At 56.1% G+C, this 15318-nt stretch carries 11 protein-coding genes and 1 riboswitch; of the genes, 4 read left to right on the top strand and 7 right to left on the bottom strand.

Annotated elements, in window-relative coordinates:
• From uvrA to ABWQ15_RS08930, 5 genes are all read right to left on the bottom strand, one after another.
• Entirely contained in the window at window positions 1-2826 is a 2826-nt protein-coding gene (gene uvrA / locus ABWQ15_RS08950; protein WP_353908426.1) for an excinuclease ABC subunit UvrA, read from the bottom strand.
• Between the two features lie 68 nt (window positions 2827-2894).
• Complete coding sequence (gene ybaK, locus ABWQ15_RS08945; RefSeq protein WP_353908425.1) at window positions 2895-3392, bottom strand: Cys-tRNA(Pro) deacylase; 498 nt, start codon at window positions 3390-3392, stop codon at window positions 2895-2897.
• A gap of 4 nt (window positions 3393-3396) precedes the next feature.
• Window positions 3397-4302, bottom strand: a complete 906-nt coding sequence (locus tag ABWQ15_RS08940) for a DMT family transporter (RefSeq protein WP_353908424.1) — start codon at window positions 4300-4302, stop codon at window positions 3397-3399.
• Between the two features lie 23 nt (window positions 4303-4325).
• Window positions 4326-6293 carry an excinuclease ABC subunit UvrB gene (uvrB, locus tag ABWQ15_RS08935; RefSeq protein WP_353908423.1) on the bottom strand — a complete coding sequence of 656 codons (1968 nt, stop codon included), beginning with the start codon at window positions 6291-6293 and terminating at the stop codon, window positions 4326-4328.
• A 42-nt stretch (window positions 6294-6335) separates the two neighbouring features.
• Entirely contained in the window at window positions 6336-7010 is a 675-nt protein-coding gene (locus tag ABWQ15_RS08930) for a JAB domain-containing protein (protein WP_353908422.1), read from the bottom strand.
• Between the two features lie 273 nt (window positions 7011-7283).
• Window positions 7284-7447, top strand: a riboswitch (M-box (ykoK) riboswitch).
• A gap of 119 nt (window positions 7448-7566) precedes the next feature.
• On the opposite strand from ABWQ15_RS08930, the gene mgtE reads away from it, so the two are divergent.
• Window positions 7567-8952, top strand: a complete 1386-nt coding sequence (gene mgtE / locus ABWQ15_RS08925) for a magnesium transporter (RefSeq protein ID WP_353908421.1) — start codon at window positions 7567-7569, stop codon at window positions 8950-8952.
• 93 nt (window positions 8953-9045) lie between these two features.
• On the opposite strand, the gene ABWQ15_RS08920 is transcribed toward mgtE, so the two are convergent.
• Entirely contained in the window at window positions 9046-10476 is a 1431-nt protein-coding gene (locus ABWQ15_RS08920) for an alanine/glycine:cation symporter family protein (protein ID WP_353908420.1), read from the bottom strand.
• A 701-nt stretch (window positions 10477-11177) separates the two neighbouring features.
• On the opposite strand from ABWQ15_RS08920, the gene ABWQ15_RS08915 reads away from it, so the two are divergent.
• The 3 genes from ABWQ15_RS08915 (at window position 11178) to ABWQ15_RS08905 (ending at window position 15103) form a co-directional block, all read left to right on the top strand.
• Complete coding sequence (locus ABWQ15_RS08915) at window positions 11178-12608, top strand: alanine/glycine:cation symporter family protein (protein WP_353908419.1); 1431 nt, start codon at window positions 11178-11180, stop codon at window positions 12606-12608.
• A 340-nt stretch (window positions 12609-12948) separates the two neighbouring features.
• The gene (locus tag ABWQ15_RS08910; protein WP_353908418.1) at window positions 12949-14136 is read left to right on the top strand and encodes a CobW family GTP-binding protein; all 1188 of its coding nucleotides are present in this window, start codon (window positions 12949-12951) and stop codon (window positions 14134-14136) included.
• 37 nt (window positions 14137-14173) lie between these two features.
• Complete coding sequence (locus tag ABWQ15_RS08905) at window positions 14174-15103, top strand: TIGR03943 family putative permease subunit (protein WP_353908417.1); 930 nt, start codon at window positions 14174-14176, stop codon at window positions 15101-15103.
• A gap of 14 nt (window positions 15104-15117) precedes the next feature.
• Here the strand turns inward: ABWQ15_RS08905 and ABWQ15_RS08900 are convergent.
• A partial coding sequence (locus ABWQ15_RS08900; protein WP_353908416.1) for a hypothetical protein occupies window positions 15118-15318 on the bottom strand: 201 nt, incomplete at its 5' end.

Below are 15318 nucleotides of genomic sequence, written 5' to 3'. Positions count from 1 at the left end.
TCAATGGAGCAGCTTTTTCAGATACTGCCCGGTAAAGCTCTCCGCACAGGCGGACACCTCCTCCGGTGTGCCGGTGCAGACGATGTTACCGCCGCCGTCGCCGCCCTCGGGGCCCAGGTCGATGAGATAGTCGGCGCACTTGATGACGTCCAGATTGTGTTCAATGACCAGGACGGTGTTCCCGCCCTCCACCAGCTTTTGAAGCACCTCCAGAAGCCTTCGCACATCCTCGCTGTGAAGCCCGGTGGTGGGCTCGTCCAAAATATAGATCGTGCGGCCCGTTGCAACCTTGCTCAGCTCTGTGGCAAGCTTGACCCGCTGGGCCTCGCCGCCGGACAGATCCGTGGAGGACTGGCCCAGCTTCACATACCCAAGACCCACGTCGCAGAGCGTTTGCAGTTTATTGCGGATTTTCGGCAAAGCGGAGAAGAACTCCGTTGCCTCCTCCACCGTCATGTCCAGCACCTGGGCGATATTCTTGCCCTTGTACCGGACCTCCAGTGTCTCCCGGTTGTACCGCGCGCCCTTGCAGACCTCGCAGGGAACAAAGATATCCGGCAGAAAGTGCATCTCGATTTTGATAAGGCCATCGCCGGAGCAGGCCTCGCACCGTCCGCCCCGGACGTTGAAGCTGAATCGGCCCGGACCGTAACCCCGGCTCTTGGCCTCCTGCGTGGCGGCAAATAAATCCCGGATGTCGTTGAAAAGGCCCGTGTAGGTGGCGGGATTGCTGCGGGGCGTCCGCCCAATGGGGCTCTGGTCGATGTCCACCACCTTATCAAGGAATTCCAGTCCCTCGATCCGCTTGCACCTGCCGGGCCGGGTCTTCATGCGCATCAGCTCCGCGCCCAGCTTCTTAAAGAGGATTTCATTTACCAAAGAGGATTTACCGGAGCCGGACACGCCGGTCACGCAGGTAAAGGTTCCTAGCGGAATCGCCGCGTCCACGCTTTTCAGGTTGTTCTCCTCCGCACCGATGACCTTCAAAAAATTGCCGCTTCCGGTTCGCCGGGTTTCCGGGACGGCGATCTTCCGCTTTCCGGAGAGATACTGCCCCGTCAGGGACTTGGGGTTTGCCATAACCTCCTCCGGCGTGCCCGCGGCCACGATCTCGCCCCCGTGGATTCCCGCGCCGGGGCCCACGTCGATGAGGTAGTCTGCCGCGCGCATGGTGTCCTCGTCGTGTTCCACCACCAGCAGCGTATTTCCAAGGTCTCGCAGGTGCTTCAGCGTGGAGAGCAGCTTGTCGTTGTCCCGTTGGTGCAATCCGATGGAAGGCTCGTCCAGTATATACAGAACCCCCATCAGAGAGGACCCGATCTGGGTGGCCAGCCGGATACGCTGGCTCTCACCGCCGGAGAGAGTTCCGGCGCTGCGGGAGAGGGTCAGATACCCAAGGCCCACGGACTGCAAAAAGCCCAGCCGGCTTCTGATCTCCTTCAGAATGCGGTCGGCGATCAGCATCTGCTGCTCCGTCAGCGTCAGGCGGTTCACCCAGTTCAGCTCGTCCAGCACGGACATCTGCGTGAAATCATAGATGCTCAAGCCGCCCACGGTAACCGCCAGCGCCTCCTTCCGAAGACGCTTTCCCTTGCAGGCGGGGCAGGGGCGCTGCGCCATGAAGTCCTCCAGCTCCCGCTTCACCGAGTCGCTCTGAGTCTCCACATAGCGCCGCTCGATGTTGTTGCATATGCCCTCAAACGCCTGGTGCAGAACCCCCTTGCCCCGAGGCTGGTCGTAGTGCAGGTCCAGCTTTTCGTCGCCGGTACCGTAAAAAATGATGGTCCGGATATCCTCGGGCAGGTCCTTGAAGGGTACGGTCAAAGAGAACCGGTACTTCTTCGCCAGAGCCTCAAAGTACATCCGGGAGATTCCGTCGCCCCGGATATTGTTCCAGCCGGAGGCCTGAATGGCTCCGTCCAGAATGGATTTTTCCTCGTCCGGCACAATCAGCGCCGGGTCCACCTTCTGCTGGCTGCCAAGGCCCATACAGGCCGGACAGGCGCCGAATGGATTGTTGAAGGAGAACATTCGGGGAGCCAGTTCCTCGATGGAGATGCCGCAGTCCTCACAGGCGTAGTTCTGGGAGAACATCAGATCCCGTTCCTCCCGGACGAGATTTACCAGCACGGTGCCCCCCGTCAGCGAGGAAGCGGTCTCCACGGAGTCCGTCAGTCGCTGGCGCACATCCTCCCGGATAATCAACCGGTCCACCACGACCTCGATGTTGTGCTTTTTGTTTTTATCCAGCTTGAGCTCCTCATCCAGTTCGTAGAGAGAGCCGTCCACTCGGACGCGGACATAGCCGGACTTTCGGGCGTCTTCAAAGGTCTTGGCGTACTCACCCTTTTTCCCCCGCACCACCGGGGCCATCACCTGAATGCGGGTGCCCTCCGGCAGCGCAAGCACCTGGTCGATGATCTGGTCGATGGTCTGCTGCCGGATTTCTTTTCCGCACTGGGGGCAGTGCGGCGTGCCCGCCCGGGCCCAGAGAAGGCGCAGATAGTCATAGATCTCCGTCACGGTGCCCACGGTGGACCGGGGGTTTTTGGACGTGGTCTTCTGGTCAATGGAGATGGCGGGGCTGAGGCCGTCGATATAATCCACGTCGGGCTTGTCCATCTGACCCAGAAACATCCGGGCGTAGGACGAAAGGCTCTCCACATACCGCCGCTGACCCTCGGCATAGATGGTGTCGAAAGCCAACGAGGACTTGCCCGAACCGCTGAGGCCGGTCAGGACTACCAGCTTGTCACGTGGAATCGTCACGTCAATATTTTTCAGGTTGTTGGCGCGGGCGCCTTTCACAACAATTTTGTCTTGCATTGCCTATAAACTCCTTATTGTTTCCCCTCGGGAAGTATAACCGCCGGTGAAGAACTGAATTTCCGCAGTCACTCCGTGATGAGATCGGCCGTGACCGCCTGTAAAAGGGCCAGCAGGCCCCCGACGGAGACCTCTACTTGCGCCCCGATCTTTCCGGCGGAGATATAGATGCTGTCAAATTCCTCCGCGGTGCGGTGAAACACGGTGGGAAACCGCTTCTTCATCCCCACGGGGCTGCATCCGCCCCGGATATACCCGGTGACGGAATTGATCTCCGCTACGTGGAGCAGTTCAATGGATTTCTCCCCGACCGCCCTGGCGGCCTTTTTCAAATCCAGGTTTTCCGCCACAGGCACTTCATAAACATAAATATTTTTTGACGCGCCCCGGGCTACCAGCGTTTTGAAAACCCGCGCCGCGTCCTGTCCCATTGCCTGAGCCACATGGAGACCGTATTCCCGGTCTCCCTCCGGCCCGTCTGATTCCTCGTAAAAACAGGCGGTATACGGTACCTTCTTCTGGTCCAGAATCCGCATCACGTTGGTTTTTTCCTCTTTTTGCTTCATGACTTCACCTCAAAATCACCACGCCCGTCAGGACGCACACAATTCCCACGGCGGTCAGCCCGCTCATGGGCTCCTGAAACACCAGAACGCCGATCACAGACGCCACCACCGGTTCAAGGCTCGCCATAATGGACGCTTTTCCCGACTCAACTCTGGAAAGCCCCGTCGTGTACAGCAGGTACGGCGCCACAGTGGACACCGCCACCAATCCAGCCCCCAGCAGCCACATGGACGGTGAACCGGCGGCTGCCGCCAACTCCGCCGGGCGGATAAAAAACAGGCCCCCCGTTCCGGCAAACACATAGGTCCACATGGTCATTGTCTGTGCGCTGTATCCGGCCCGCAGGGCGTACCGCCCGATGATGCTGTACAGCGCGTAGAAAAAGCCTGCCCCCAGACCCAGCAAAATGCCCGCCGGGGTGACGCTTAGATTTCCCGCGAACACGCCGCACACGCAGGCGCAGCCCACCAACGTCAGCCCCAGAGCCAACAGCTTTTTCTTAGTAATGGGCTCCCGCCAGAGAACGGCGGACAAAATCACCACGATGGACGGGGCCGTGTACAGCAATACGGAGGCCACCGCCAGCGAGCAAATCTTTTGGCAGGAAAAGTAGCACACGGTAAACAGCAAAACGCTCCCGACGCCGGTGCCGAAAAAGTATTTCAGATGCTCTCTTTTTATGCGGAATACGCTGCGGTCTCGGATGCCGAAGATTGCCGCCAGCAGCGCAAGGCCACCGGTATTGCGCACCAGCACGATGGACCACGGAGAAAAGCCCCCGGCAAACAGGCCCCGGTTCCAAAGGCCCATCATGCCCCAAAGAGCCGCCGCCGTCAAAATACAGGCATAGGCCCCCCGGTCTGCGTGGGGTTTTCCCGCCGTCTCCACGTCCTCCCTGATTCCCTCCACAGGTATCCCTTCCTCTCGTCCGTTCATTTCCCCCGCAGCTCGATGATGCGGTCGCGCAAAACGGCGGCATATTCGAATTCCAGCATCTTGCTGGCTTCTTTCATCTCTTTTTCCAAACGTGCGATCTCCGTCGCCCGCTCCTGATCGGTGAGCTTGACCTTATGGCGTTTGCGCGCCGTTTCCGGGTCGGCGGACTTGGAAATCTCCAGCGTGTCCCGGACCTCCTTGATGATGGTTCTGGGTACGATGCCGTGGGCCTTGTTGTAATCATCCTGAATTTTCCGACGGCGCTCCGTCTCGTCCATGGCCGATCGCATGGAGGGAGTCACGGTGTCCGCATACAAAATGACCCTGCCCTCCGCGTTTCGGGCCGCCCGGCCCATCGTCTGGATGAGGGAGGTCTCACTGCGAAGAAACCCCTCCTTGTCCGCGTCCAGCACAGCCACCAGACTCACCTCCGGAAGGTCCAGCCCCTCCCGCAGCAGATTGATGCCCACCAGCACGTCGAACTCCCCCAGCCGTAGCCCGCGGATGATCTCCATTCGCTCGATGGTCTCCACGTCGGAGTGCATATAGCGCACCTTGATCCCGGCGTTTTTGAAATACTCCGTCAGGTCCTCCGCCATCTTTTTGGTGAGGGTCGTCACCAGCACTCGCTCGTGCTTCGCAGATCTGGATTCTATCTCCGCGATCAGATCGTCGATCTGACCCTCCACCGGGCGCACCTCCACCTCCGGGTCCAGAAGACCCGTGGGGCGGATGACCTGCTCCACCACCTGACCCGCCCGCTCCCGCTCATAGGGGCCGGGGGTGGCTGAGACATAAATCGCCTGACCCGTACGGGTCTCAAATTCCTCGAATTTCAGCGGGCGGTTATCAAATGCGCAAGGCAGGCGGAACCCATAGTCAATCAGGCTCTGCTTGCGGGCGCGGTCACCATTGTACATGGCCCTTACCTGGGGCAGCGACACATGGCTCTCGTCCACAAAAAGCATGAAGTCCTTGGGAAAGAAGTCCAGCAGCGTCATGGGCGCGGAGCCGGAAGGCCGCTCGGAGATAATGCGGGAATAGTTCTCAATGCCCGAGCAATATCCCAGCTCCGTCATCATTTCGATGTCGTATTCCGTACGTTGTCTGATCCGCTGGGCCTCCACAAGCTTGTTCCGCTCCGTAAAGTACTGAACCTGTTCCTCCATCTCCCGGCGAATCTCGCCGATGGCCCGATCCATCTTGTCCTTGGTGGTTACATAGTGGCTGGCGGGATAGACCACCGCGTGCTCCAAAAGGCGGAAGGCTGCGCCGGTGATGGGGTTGAATTCCGTGATCCGGTCAATCTCGTCCCCAAAAAACTCCACCCGAAGAGCCTTGTCTTTATAATACGCGGGATAGATTTCCACCGTGTCGCCCCGAACACGGAACATATTCCGCTCAAAGGCAATGTCGTTGCGCTCGTACCGGTCCTCCACCAGCCGCCGCAGCAGCTCGTCCCGGTTCAGATTCATGCCCACACGCACGGAGATCATCAGTTTGGCAAAGTCCTCCGGTTCTCCCAGCCCGTAGATACAGGAGACGGAAGACACCACGATCACATCCCGCCGCTCCAGCAGAGCGCAGGTGGCGGAAAGGCGCAGGCGATCAATTTCGTCGTTGGTAGAGGCATCCTTGGCAATATAGGTGTCCGTATGAGGAATGTAAGCCTCCGGCTGGTAATAGTCGTAATAGGAGACAAAGTATTCCACCGCGTTGTCCGGAAAAAACGCTCTGAACTCCTCGCACAGCTGGGACGCCAGCGTCTTGTTATGGGCCAGCACCAGTGTGGGCCGCTGGATCTGCTCGATGACCTTTGCCATGGTAAAGGTCTTGCCGGACCCTGTGACGCCCAGCAATATCTGTTCGTCCAGGCCATTTTCAATCCCCCGGGCCAGTTTTTTAATGGCCTCCGGTTGATCACCGGAGGGCTCGTAGGGAGAGACAACTTTGAATTTTGGCATAAACCCTCCTCTCTTCCGTCACCCCGGACGGGGCGTGGCCTGTCATTTTGTAAAGTATCCGGAGTCTCTCATGGAAACGAAATCTCCGTCGGCCACGATAATGTGGTCCACCAGCTGAACGCCCACACTCTCAAGAGCCGTTCGCACCCGGTCGGTCGTGGTGAAATCCTCGCTGGAGGGCAGCGCCACGCCGCTGGGATGATTGTGGGACAAAATCACCGCGCTGGCATTGGTCATCAGAGCGTTTCCCACCAGCTTGCGGATGTTCAGCTCCGCGCCGTTGACGTCGCCCTCGGTCAGAAGCTTGCTCGCCAGGAGCTTTCCTTTCCTGTCCAGACACAACTCATAGACCAGCTCATTTTTCTTCCCGTCGAACCGGTGGAGCATATAATTCCCCGCCTTTTCCGTGGAATTTAGAATTACCAGGGCGTCTTCCCTCCTCCGGCTCCTCTCCGTCAGCATCGGGACCAGCCGCAGCAGCAGCGCCGCGCTCTCGCCCATGCCCTTCACCTTTTGCAGGTCCTCCACCGGTGCGGCCAGCACCGTCTCCAGAGAACCGTACCGTTCCAAAAGCTGATGAGCCAGGGCGTTGGTATCCCGGCGAGGAATGGCATAAAAGAGGAGAAGTTCCAGCGCCTCGTGGTCGGCAAAGCCGGCAAGGCCGGTCTCCAGAAAGCGCCGGCGCATCTTTTCCCGATGTCCGTCATGGATGCCCATGGGCGTGCCTCCCTTGCAGCTTTATCCTTTGAAGTCTGTGCCGAATTTACAGGAATATAATTATATCACAGGCCCTTTAATCGTACAAGTGTTTGTGCAGTGAAAATCATACGAACTTGTGGATTGGATGTAAATTCATACGCTGGGGAGTTGCCCTCATTGTTCACAGCTACCCCCGCATATTACCCTGTCGCAACCGATTCTTTTCTGTGGTTTTACCATTTTAGCGGTTGACATAGAGGACTTTTTGGCATACTATAAAGAGGAAAAGTGAATAGCGTCCGGTAGGTAAGGCTACCACAGGGATATGGGTTGCTGCCGCAAAATGATGGAGACATCATGAGAGGGTTTGAACAGGCGATATCGAATTTTAAGGTATCATCTAATGCAATTTCACTGCCTTGTGAAGCTAAAGCTTGAACGGTGGGGAGGCAATGCAGTCTCTCGGCAATGTTATTTTGAGATTTCCTCAATCGTACTGGGCGGCACGATTGAGGATTTTTATTTTTTGTGATGCCTGGCACCGCTGACAGAACAAAGGAAGGAGGACCTGCGTATGTTTGAATTTGAAAACGAGCGCTCGGAACTGGTGGAAAAAATTGAGGAGTTCATCCGCCGAAAACAATATGCCGCACTGCGGGACCTCCTCAGTCCCATTGAGGCGGCGGACATTGCCCTTTTGATGGAAAATCTGCCGGAGGAAGACCTGCCGCTTCTCTTCCGCCTGCTGCCAAAGGGGCTGGCGGCGGCGGTGTTCGTGGAGTTGGACTCCGACGAGCAGGAGCTTTTAATTCAGGGCTTTTCCAACACGGAGCTGAAGGAAGTGCTGGACGAATTGTACCTGGACGACGCGGTGGATATTGTCGAGGAGATGCCCGCCAACGTGGTTAAGCGCATCTTAAAGCACTCTGACCCGGATATGCGTAAGAGCATCAACGAAATTTTGAAGTACCCCGACGATTCTGCCGGAAGCATCATGACCACGGAGTTCGTGGACCTGAAAACCTCCATGACGGTGGAGGACGCATTTAAGCGCATCCGCCGGACCGGGCCGGACAAGGAGACCATCAACATCTGCTATGTCATCGCCGACAACCGGAACCTGATCGGCCTCGTCACCATCCGGACGCTGCTGCTGGCGGAGGAGGATGCGGTCATCGGCGATATCATGGAAACCAGCATTGTCTCCGTCACCACTCTGGATGATCAGGAAGACGTTGCCGGCACTCTGAACAAATATGACTTTCTGGCGCTGCCGGTGGTGGATACGGAAAACCGGCTGGTGGGCATCGTCACAGTCGACGACGCCATGGACGTTTTACAGTACGAGGCCACCGAGGATATTGAGAAGATGGCGGCTATCCTTCCCTCCGACAAGCCGTATCTGAAAACCAGCGTCTATGACATGTTTAAGGCCCGCATTGTGTGGCTGCTGCTTCTCATGATCTCCGCCACCTTTACGGGGCAAATCATCGCCCGCTTTGAAAACGCGCTGGCGGCCGCTACCATATTGACCGCCTACATCCCCATGCTGATGGACACAGGCGGAAATGCCGGTTCTCAGTCTGCGGTCACCGTGATCCGCGGCATCTCCTTGAATGAGATCGAATTCAAGGACATTTTTCAGGTAATCTGGAAAGAAATTCGGGTTTCCGTGCTATGCGGAGTGGCGTTGGCATCCGCCAACTTTATTAAGCTGATTCTGATCGACCAGCTGCTGTTTCGCAATCCCTCCGTAACGCCGCTGGTGGCGCTTGTGGTTTGCTGTACGCTGGTGGTCACGGTGTTCACCTCCAAGCTTGTGGGCTGTATGCTGCCTCTGCTGGCAAAAAAAGTTGGCTTTGATCCGGCGGTGATGGCTTCGCCCCTCATCACCACCATCGTGGACGCCACCTCACTTTTGATCTACTTTCAATTTGCTTCGCTCATCCTGCATATATGAGTCTGAAAAAAGTTTTCAGAAGTTACAGACGCGCCCCCACGGATATACCGTGGGGGCGCGCTTTTCTTCCAAATATTCAGCTGGGCCTATCGATTACTTTCTTTTCTCCAATTCTCTGGCTGGGTCGGAAAAGAATTCCTTCACCAGCTTGAAGACCACCGGCGACAGAAGCAGCAGCGCCAACAGGTTGGGAATTGCCATCAGACCGTTCAGGGTGTCGGCAATATCCCACGCCAGCTGCAGCTGCATCGTCGCGCCCACTACCATGAAGATGCAGAACAGAACCTGATACGGTTTGATGATCTTGGTCCCGAACAGGAACTCCGCGCAGCGGGTTCCGTACAGGCCCCAGCTGAGGACGGTAGACAGAGCGAACAGCGTCAGGCCCACAGCCACGACCACACCGGCGGCCTTTCCGCCAAAGGTGGTTGAGAACGCCGTGATCGCCAGATTCGCGCCCGCAGACTTGCCAAACTCGATGCTGATGGCATCATTGCCGGTGAACGCGCACATTACGGTCAGCGCGGTCAGCGTGCAGATAACGATGGTATCCGCAAAGACCTCGAATACGCCGAACAGACCCTGCCGGACGGGGCTATCCGTATCGGCGGCGGCGTGAGCGATAGGCGCGGAGCCGAGGCCGGCCTCGTTGGAGAAGATGCCGCGGCCAACGCCCTTAGTAATTGCCTGTTTAATCCCGACACCGACGGCGCCGCCCACCACGGCGGAGGGGTTGAATGCGCCGCGGAAGATCATGCTGAACACGGTCCCGATGTGCTGGGAATTCGTGAAAATAACCGCCAGGCAGCCCACGATATAGATGATCGCCATAACGGGAACCAATTTCTCCGTCACGCTGCCGATCCGCTTTAATCCGCCCAGATACACCAAGGCGGAAATAGCCGCGACAATGATGCCGATTACCAGATAAATAATCTTCAAGGTACTCTCATCCAACGTAATGAACTCACCGATGGCAGAGCCGATCGTCGTGGCAATGGTGTTGACCTGCGTCATGTTGCCGATGCCAAAGGCAGCTAGCATACCGAACGTTGCAAACACCGCGCCCAGCCACTTCCATTTCTCGCCCAGACCGTTTTTGATGTAATACATGGGGCCGCCGACCCAGTCGCCCTTGTCGTTGCGCTCACGGTACCTGATGGCCAGGGTGACCTCGGAAAATTTGGTGCACATTCCAACCAGGGCCGAAATCCACATCCAGAAAATCGCGCCGGGACCGCCGGCTGCGATGGCGCCGCAGACGCCGGCAATGTTGCCGGTACCAACGGTGGCCGCCAAAGCGGTGGTCAGGGCCTGCACGGGCGTAACAGCGCCCTCCTTAGCCTCCACCTTTTTGAAGCACTTGCCGATGGTATTCTTCATTGCGTAACCGAATTTTGAGAACTGCAGGAATCCCGTGCGGATGGTGAAGTAGAGTCCGGTGCCAATGATCAGAATCATCATCGGTACGCCCCAGACGATGCCGTTGATTTTGCCGTTGATTAGTGCAATCATCTCTGCCATTGTATAGTGTCCCCCTCTTCCTTTTTCGTTCGCGGCCCCTCCGCGGATTTTTGAGCTATACAGTCTGCAAGGCATGAAAGACCGTATATGCCCCTCACCAATTTTATCTTACCACTTTCATTTAAATGTTGCAATAAACAGGTTTGAATTTTAAAATATTTGTGCATTTTTAACAGTTAAATCAAAAACAATTTTTATATTTCACATATTTTTCCAATTAAATGGCGATTTTCATGAAAAACGCAAGAGATTCTGGTGCTTATAACCACAGACGGTGTAAGCGCATGGCGGAGTAACGCTCCGGCTCCACGACGTATATACGAAAGCTCTTACTTGTAACTGTTTGAACTTCAGTTCGCTCAAATTTTTATAGATTCCATAAAAAAGTCGCGTCCGTCATTATTTACAGTCAATAGTCTAACTTTTACCGTTTTTATGACACTCTATCTCCATTTTTAACATTTCATTTTTTCATACCCGGCATGATGTTTGTTAATTTCGTTCTCCTGTCAAAAACATTTGTATTTGTGTATTGGATTTTGTGAAATTTTAGGATTGCGTTTTTCTTGACAAGGAATATGATAACATGCAAATCAGGTAAAGTGCAGACGGCGGCGGAGAGGCCGTCCGAAGCCGGATTTATGCGCTTATTCCTGAGAGAGTTCTGTATGTATGAGAAACCATTAAAGGAGAGAGCAGTCATGACATTTTCCGATCTCGTTGATAAAGTCGACGGATTTGTCTGGGGGCCTGTCATGCTGGTGCTGCTGGTCGGCACGGGCATCTTCCTGACAATTAAAACCGGCTTTCTTCCCTGGCGCAATCTGGGTTACGCACTTCACAGCGTGATGAGCAAGGAGGCCCGCACCACCAAGCGCGGTACCGGTGACGTTTCTCCGTTTTCCGCACTGATGACGGCGCTGGCCGCCACCATCGGCACCGGTAATATCGTGGGCGTTGCCACGGCGCTGGCCGCCGGTGGCCCCGGCGCTCTGGTCTGGATGGAAATTTCAGCCGCGTTTGGTATTACCTCCAAATTCTCTGAGTGCATGCTTGCGGTCAAGTACCGCGAAGTGAATGAAAAAGGCGAAATGTCCGGCGGTCCCATGTATGTGATGAAAAAGGCTCTGGGTGGCAAGTTTGGCGTGGTTCTGGGCTTTTTGTTCGCCCTGTTCGCGGTCATCGCCTCCTTCGGCATCGGCGACATGACGCAGGCCAACTCCATCGCCAGCTCTATCAACTCCACCTTCACGGTCCCAAACTGGATTACCGGCGCTGTTATCACAGTTTTGTCCTTGATCATCGTCATCGGCGGTATCAAGAGCATTTCCAGGGTATCCTCCGTGGTGGTCCCTGTGATGGCTATATTCTATCTGATCGCCGGTCTGATCGTGATTTTCGGCAACATCTCCGAGCTTCCGGGCGCCGTTGTCACCATGTTCAAAATGGCGTTAAGCCCCGCGGCGGCGGCCGGCGGCTTTGCCGGCACCATTACCACTTCCATTCTGGGCGCGGCCCGGTACGGCGTGGCCCGCGGCGTTTTCTCCAATGAGGCCGGTATGGGCTCCGCGGCTATTACCGCCGCCTCCGCCACCACTGACAATCCTGTTCGTCAGGGCTACATCAATATGACCGGTACTTTCTTTGACACCATTGTGATCTGCACCGTTACCGGCCTTGCTATCTGCTCCTCCGGCGTGCTGGGCGCCACCAATGCCGATGGCTCTGTGATCAACGGCTCCGCGCTGACCATTCTGGCATTTCGCTCCGTCCTTGGCGAAACGGGTGCGATCCTTGTTACGATCAGCATCGCACTGTTCGCTTTCTCCACCATCATCGGCTGGGAGTATCACGGAGAGAAAGCCTTTGAGTATCTGTTTGGTATGAAGCCCATCATGCTCTATCGCATTGCTTATGCTCTGGTCGCCTTTGTGGGCGCCACGCAGGAGCTGGCCGTCGTGTGGAACATTTCCGATATTTTTAACGCCCTGATGGCCATTCCCAATCTGGTTACGATGCTGCTTCTGTCCGGCACCATTGCCAAGGACATGAAAGAATTCCAGCCGGAAGTTGCTCTGCAAAAAAAGGCCTGGAAAGAAGCTCGCCGCCGTGGCGAGAAGGCGGTTGCCTGAGACGCCGTCATTCAAATCCGTGTGAAATAGGTCCAGACAAGCGCTTGGAAATTTCGGCCCCGTGTGTTCGTCCCCTCGTTCACACGATGATTTCCTGAGCGTCCCCTCACCGTCTGCCTGTTTCCAAGGCGGCGTCCCGAAAGGGACGCCGCCTTTTCCCTTCTCCCCGGACCGGCACGCCGGGAAAAAGCGTCCCCTTGACCGCATATCGCAGACGAAACGTGAGAAAATTTATGTACAGCGCATTAATTTTTGCTGAAAACATTGCAATTTTAGGAAAAAATGATATGATACTGGGTGTTGAGATACTCCTTAAATTAAAAGCGAAGGACTTGATTCCATGACAAAAATTGACATTATTTCCGGCTTTCTCGGCGCTGGTAAGACAACGCTTATCAAGAAGCTGCTGGCGGAAGCCTATCAGGGAGAAAAGCTGGTGCTGATCGAAAATGAATTTGGTGAAGTCAGCATTGACGGCGGGTTTTTAAAGGACTCCGGGGTCCAGATCTCCGAGATGTCCTCCGGGTGCATCTGCTGCTCCCTGGTGGGCGACTTCAGCAAGGCATTGAAGGACGTGCAGCGGCAGTTTCACCCCGACCGCATTCTGATTGAGCCCTCCGGCGTGGGCAAGCTCAGCGATGTGATTGCCGCCGTACAAAGCACCGTGGCGGAGACCCCGGATATGGAGCTGAACAGTTTTGTCACCGTGGCGGATGCCTCCAAGGTGAAGGTCTATATGAAGAACTTCGGCGAGTTCTACAACAATCAGGTCGAGTCCGCCGGAACCATTATTCTCTCCCGCACCCAGAAGCTGTCCGCCGAAAAGCTGGATGCCGCTGTGGCGATGCTGCGGGAGAAAAACCCTGACGCCGCCATTCTCACCACCTCCTGGGACCAGCTGGAAGGCAAGACCATCCTCTCGGCCATTGAAAAGGTGTCTCTTGCGGACGAGCTGCTGGAGCGCATCCGCAGGGAGCACGAGGCCGACGTAGAAGAGCATGAGCACGACGAGCATGACGACGACCACGACGACCACGACGAGCATGAGCACCATCACCACGATCATGACGACGACCACGATGAGCACGAGCACCATCACCACGATCATGACGACGAGCATGACGAGCATGACGAGCATGAACATCATCACCACGATCATGACGAGCACGACGAGCATGAACATCATCACCACGATCATGACGGTCACGAGTGCGACGATCCCAACTGCTCCTGCCACCACCATCATCACCACGCCGACGAGGTCTTCACCAGCTGGGGCGCAGAGACGCCCAAATCCTTCACGGAGGCGGGTATCCGCTCCATTCTTGAAAAGCTGGACACCGGCGATTACGGCAATATTCTGCGGGCCAAGGGCATCGTTCCCGCAGCCGACGGCGGCTGGATCAACTTTGACTACGTACCCGAGGAGGCGGACGTCCGCAAGGGCAGCCCCGATTATACCGGCCGTCTCTGCGTGATCGGCGCGGAGCTGAACGAGGGCAAACTAAAAACGCTGTTCGGCCTGTAAGCAGGAAGAGCAGTTACGTGTAAAGGATCTTTCATTTATGGATATTCCAGTATATCTGGTCGCCGGTTTTTTGGACGGCGGCAAGACTGATTTCATCAACGGCATTTTAAAGGACGGCTTTGCCCGGGAGGAGAAGACCCTTCTGCTCTGCTGCGAAGAGGGCGAGGCGGAATACAACAAAAACGCCCTGGACAACATCACGGTGGTAACGGTAGATGACGAAGAGGACCTGACCTGTTCATTTTTAAAGGAGTGCGAAAAGAAGTACAAGCCCCGCCAGGTGCTGATCGAATACAACGGCATGTGGCAAATGGAACGGCTTTACAAGGACGTGCTCCCAGCCAACTGGGTGCTGTATCAGATCATGTGCATGGTGCAGGCGTCCACCTTTGACACCTACGCTAGAAACATGGGCCAGCTGATGATGGAGAAGATCACCAATGCGGACATGCTGATATTCAACCGCTGCACCCCGGAACTGCGGGACAGCCTGCGAAAGCGAAATCTGCGGATGGTGAACCGCAGGGCGGACATCTATCTGGAGAACGACGACGGCACCAGCGAGGACTATCTCACCGGGGACGAGTGCCCCTTCGACATGACGCAGGATGTCATTGATATCCCCGACGACGACTTCGGCGTCTGGTATGTGGATGTAATGGACCACCCGGACCGGTACAAGGACAAGTTGGTCCACACGAAGCTGGTGATGTGCCACTCCAAGAAGTACCCCGGCGTGGACTGTCCGGGCCGATTCGCCATGGTGTGCTGTGAGAAGGACGTGACCTTCCTGGGCCTGCTGGCCCGGGGCAAGAATCTGGACCAGTATAAGAACCACGACTGGATGGAGGTCACGGCGAAAATGGGCGTGGAGAAGCACTCCGCGTACAAGGGTCAGGGCCCGGTGATGAACGTGGTCTCCGTGGGACCCTGCGAAAAACCCGCGCAGGAAATCGTGTCGTTTTAAGTGATTTTTGACTACTAAACGTAATATTTTGCGTAAAAGCTCCCCTTTGTTGTCGAACAAAGGGGAGCTTTTACGCCGCTTTTGTACGCAGCGGCATTCCCGGCTTGGTATTCCGGCTCCGCTAATGGGTAGTCCGCCCCGGTCAAGAAAAAGGCACCCGCCGCAAATGCGGCGGGTGCCTTTGTTGCTTGGTTCGTTTCCTTCGTCCCCTCCGC

Origin of the sequence: Oscillibacter sp. (assembly GCF_040505565.1) — a bacterium.
Classification (GTDB): Bacteria; Bacillota; Clostridia; order Oscillospirales; family Oscillospiraceae; genus Oscillibacter.
The sequence above is the reverse complement of the archived record's forward strand: the minus strand, read 5'-3'. Positions and strand labels throughout refer to the sequence as shown.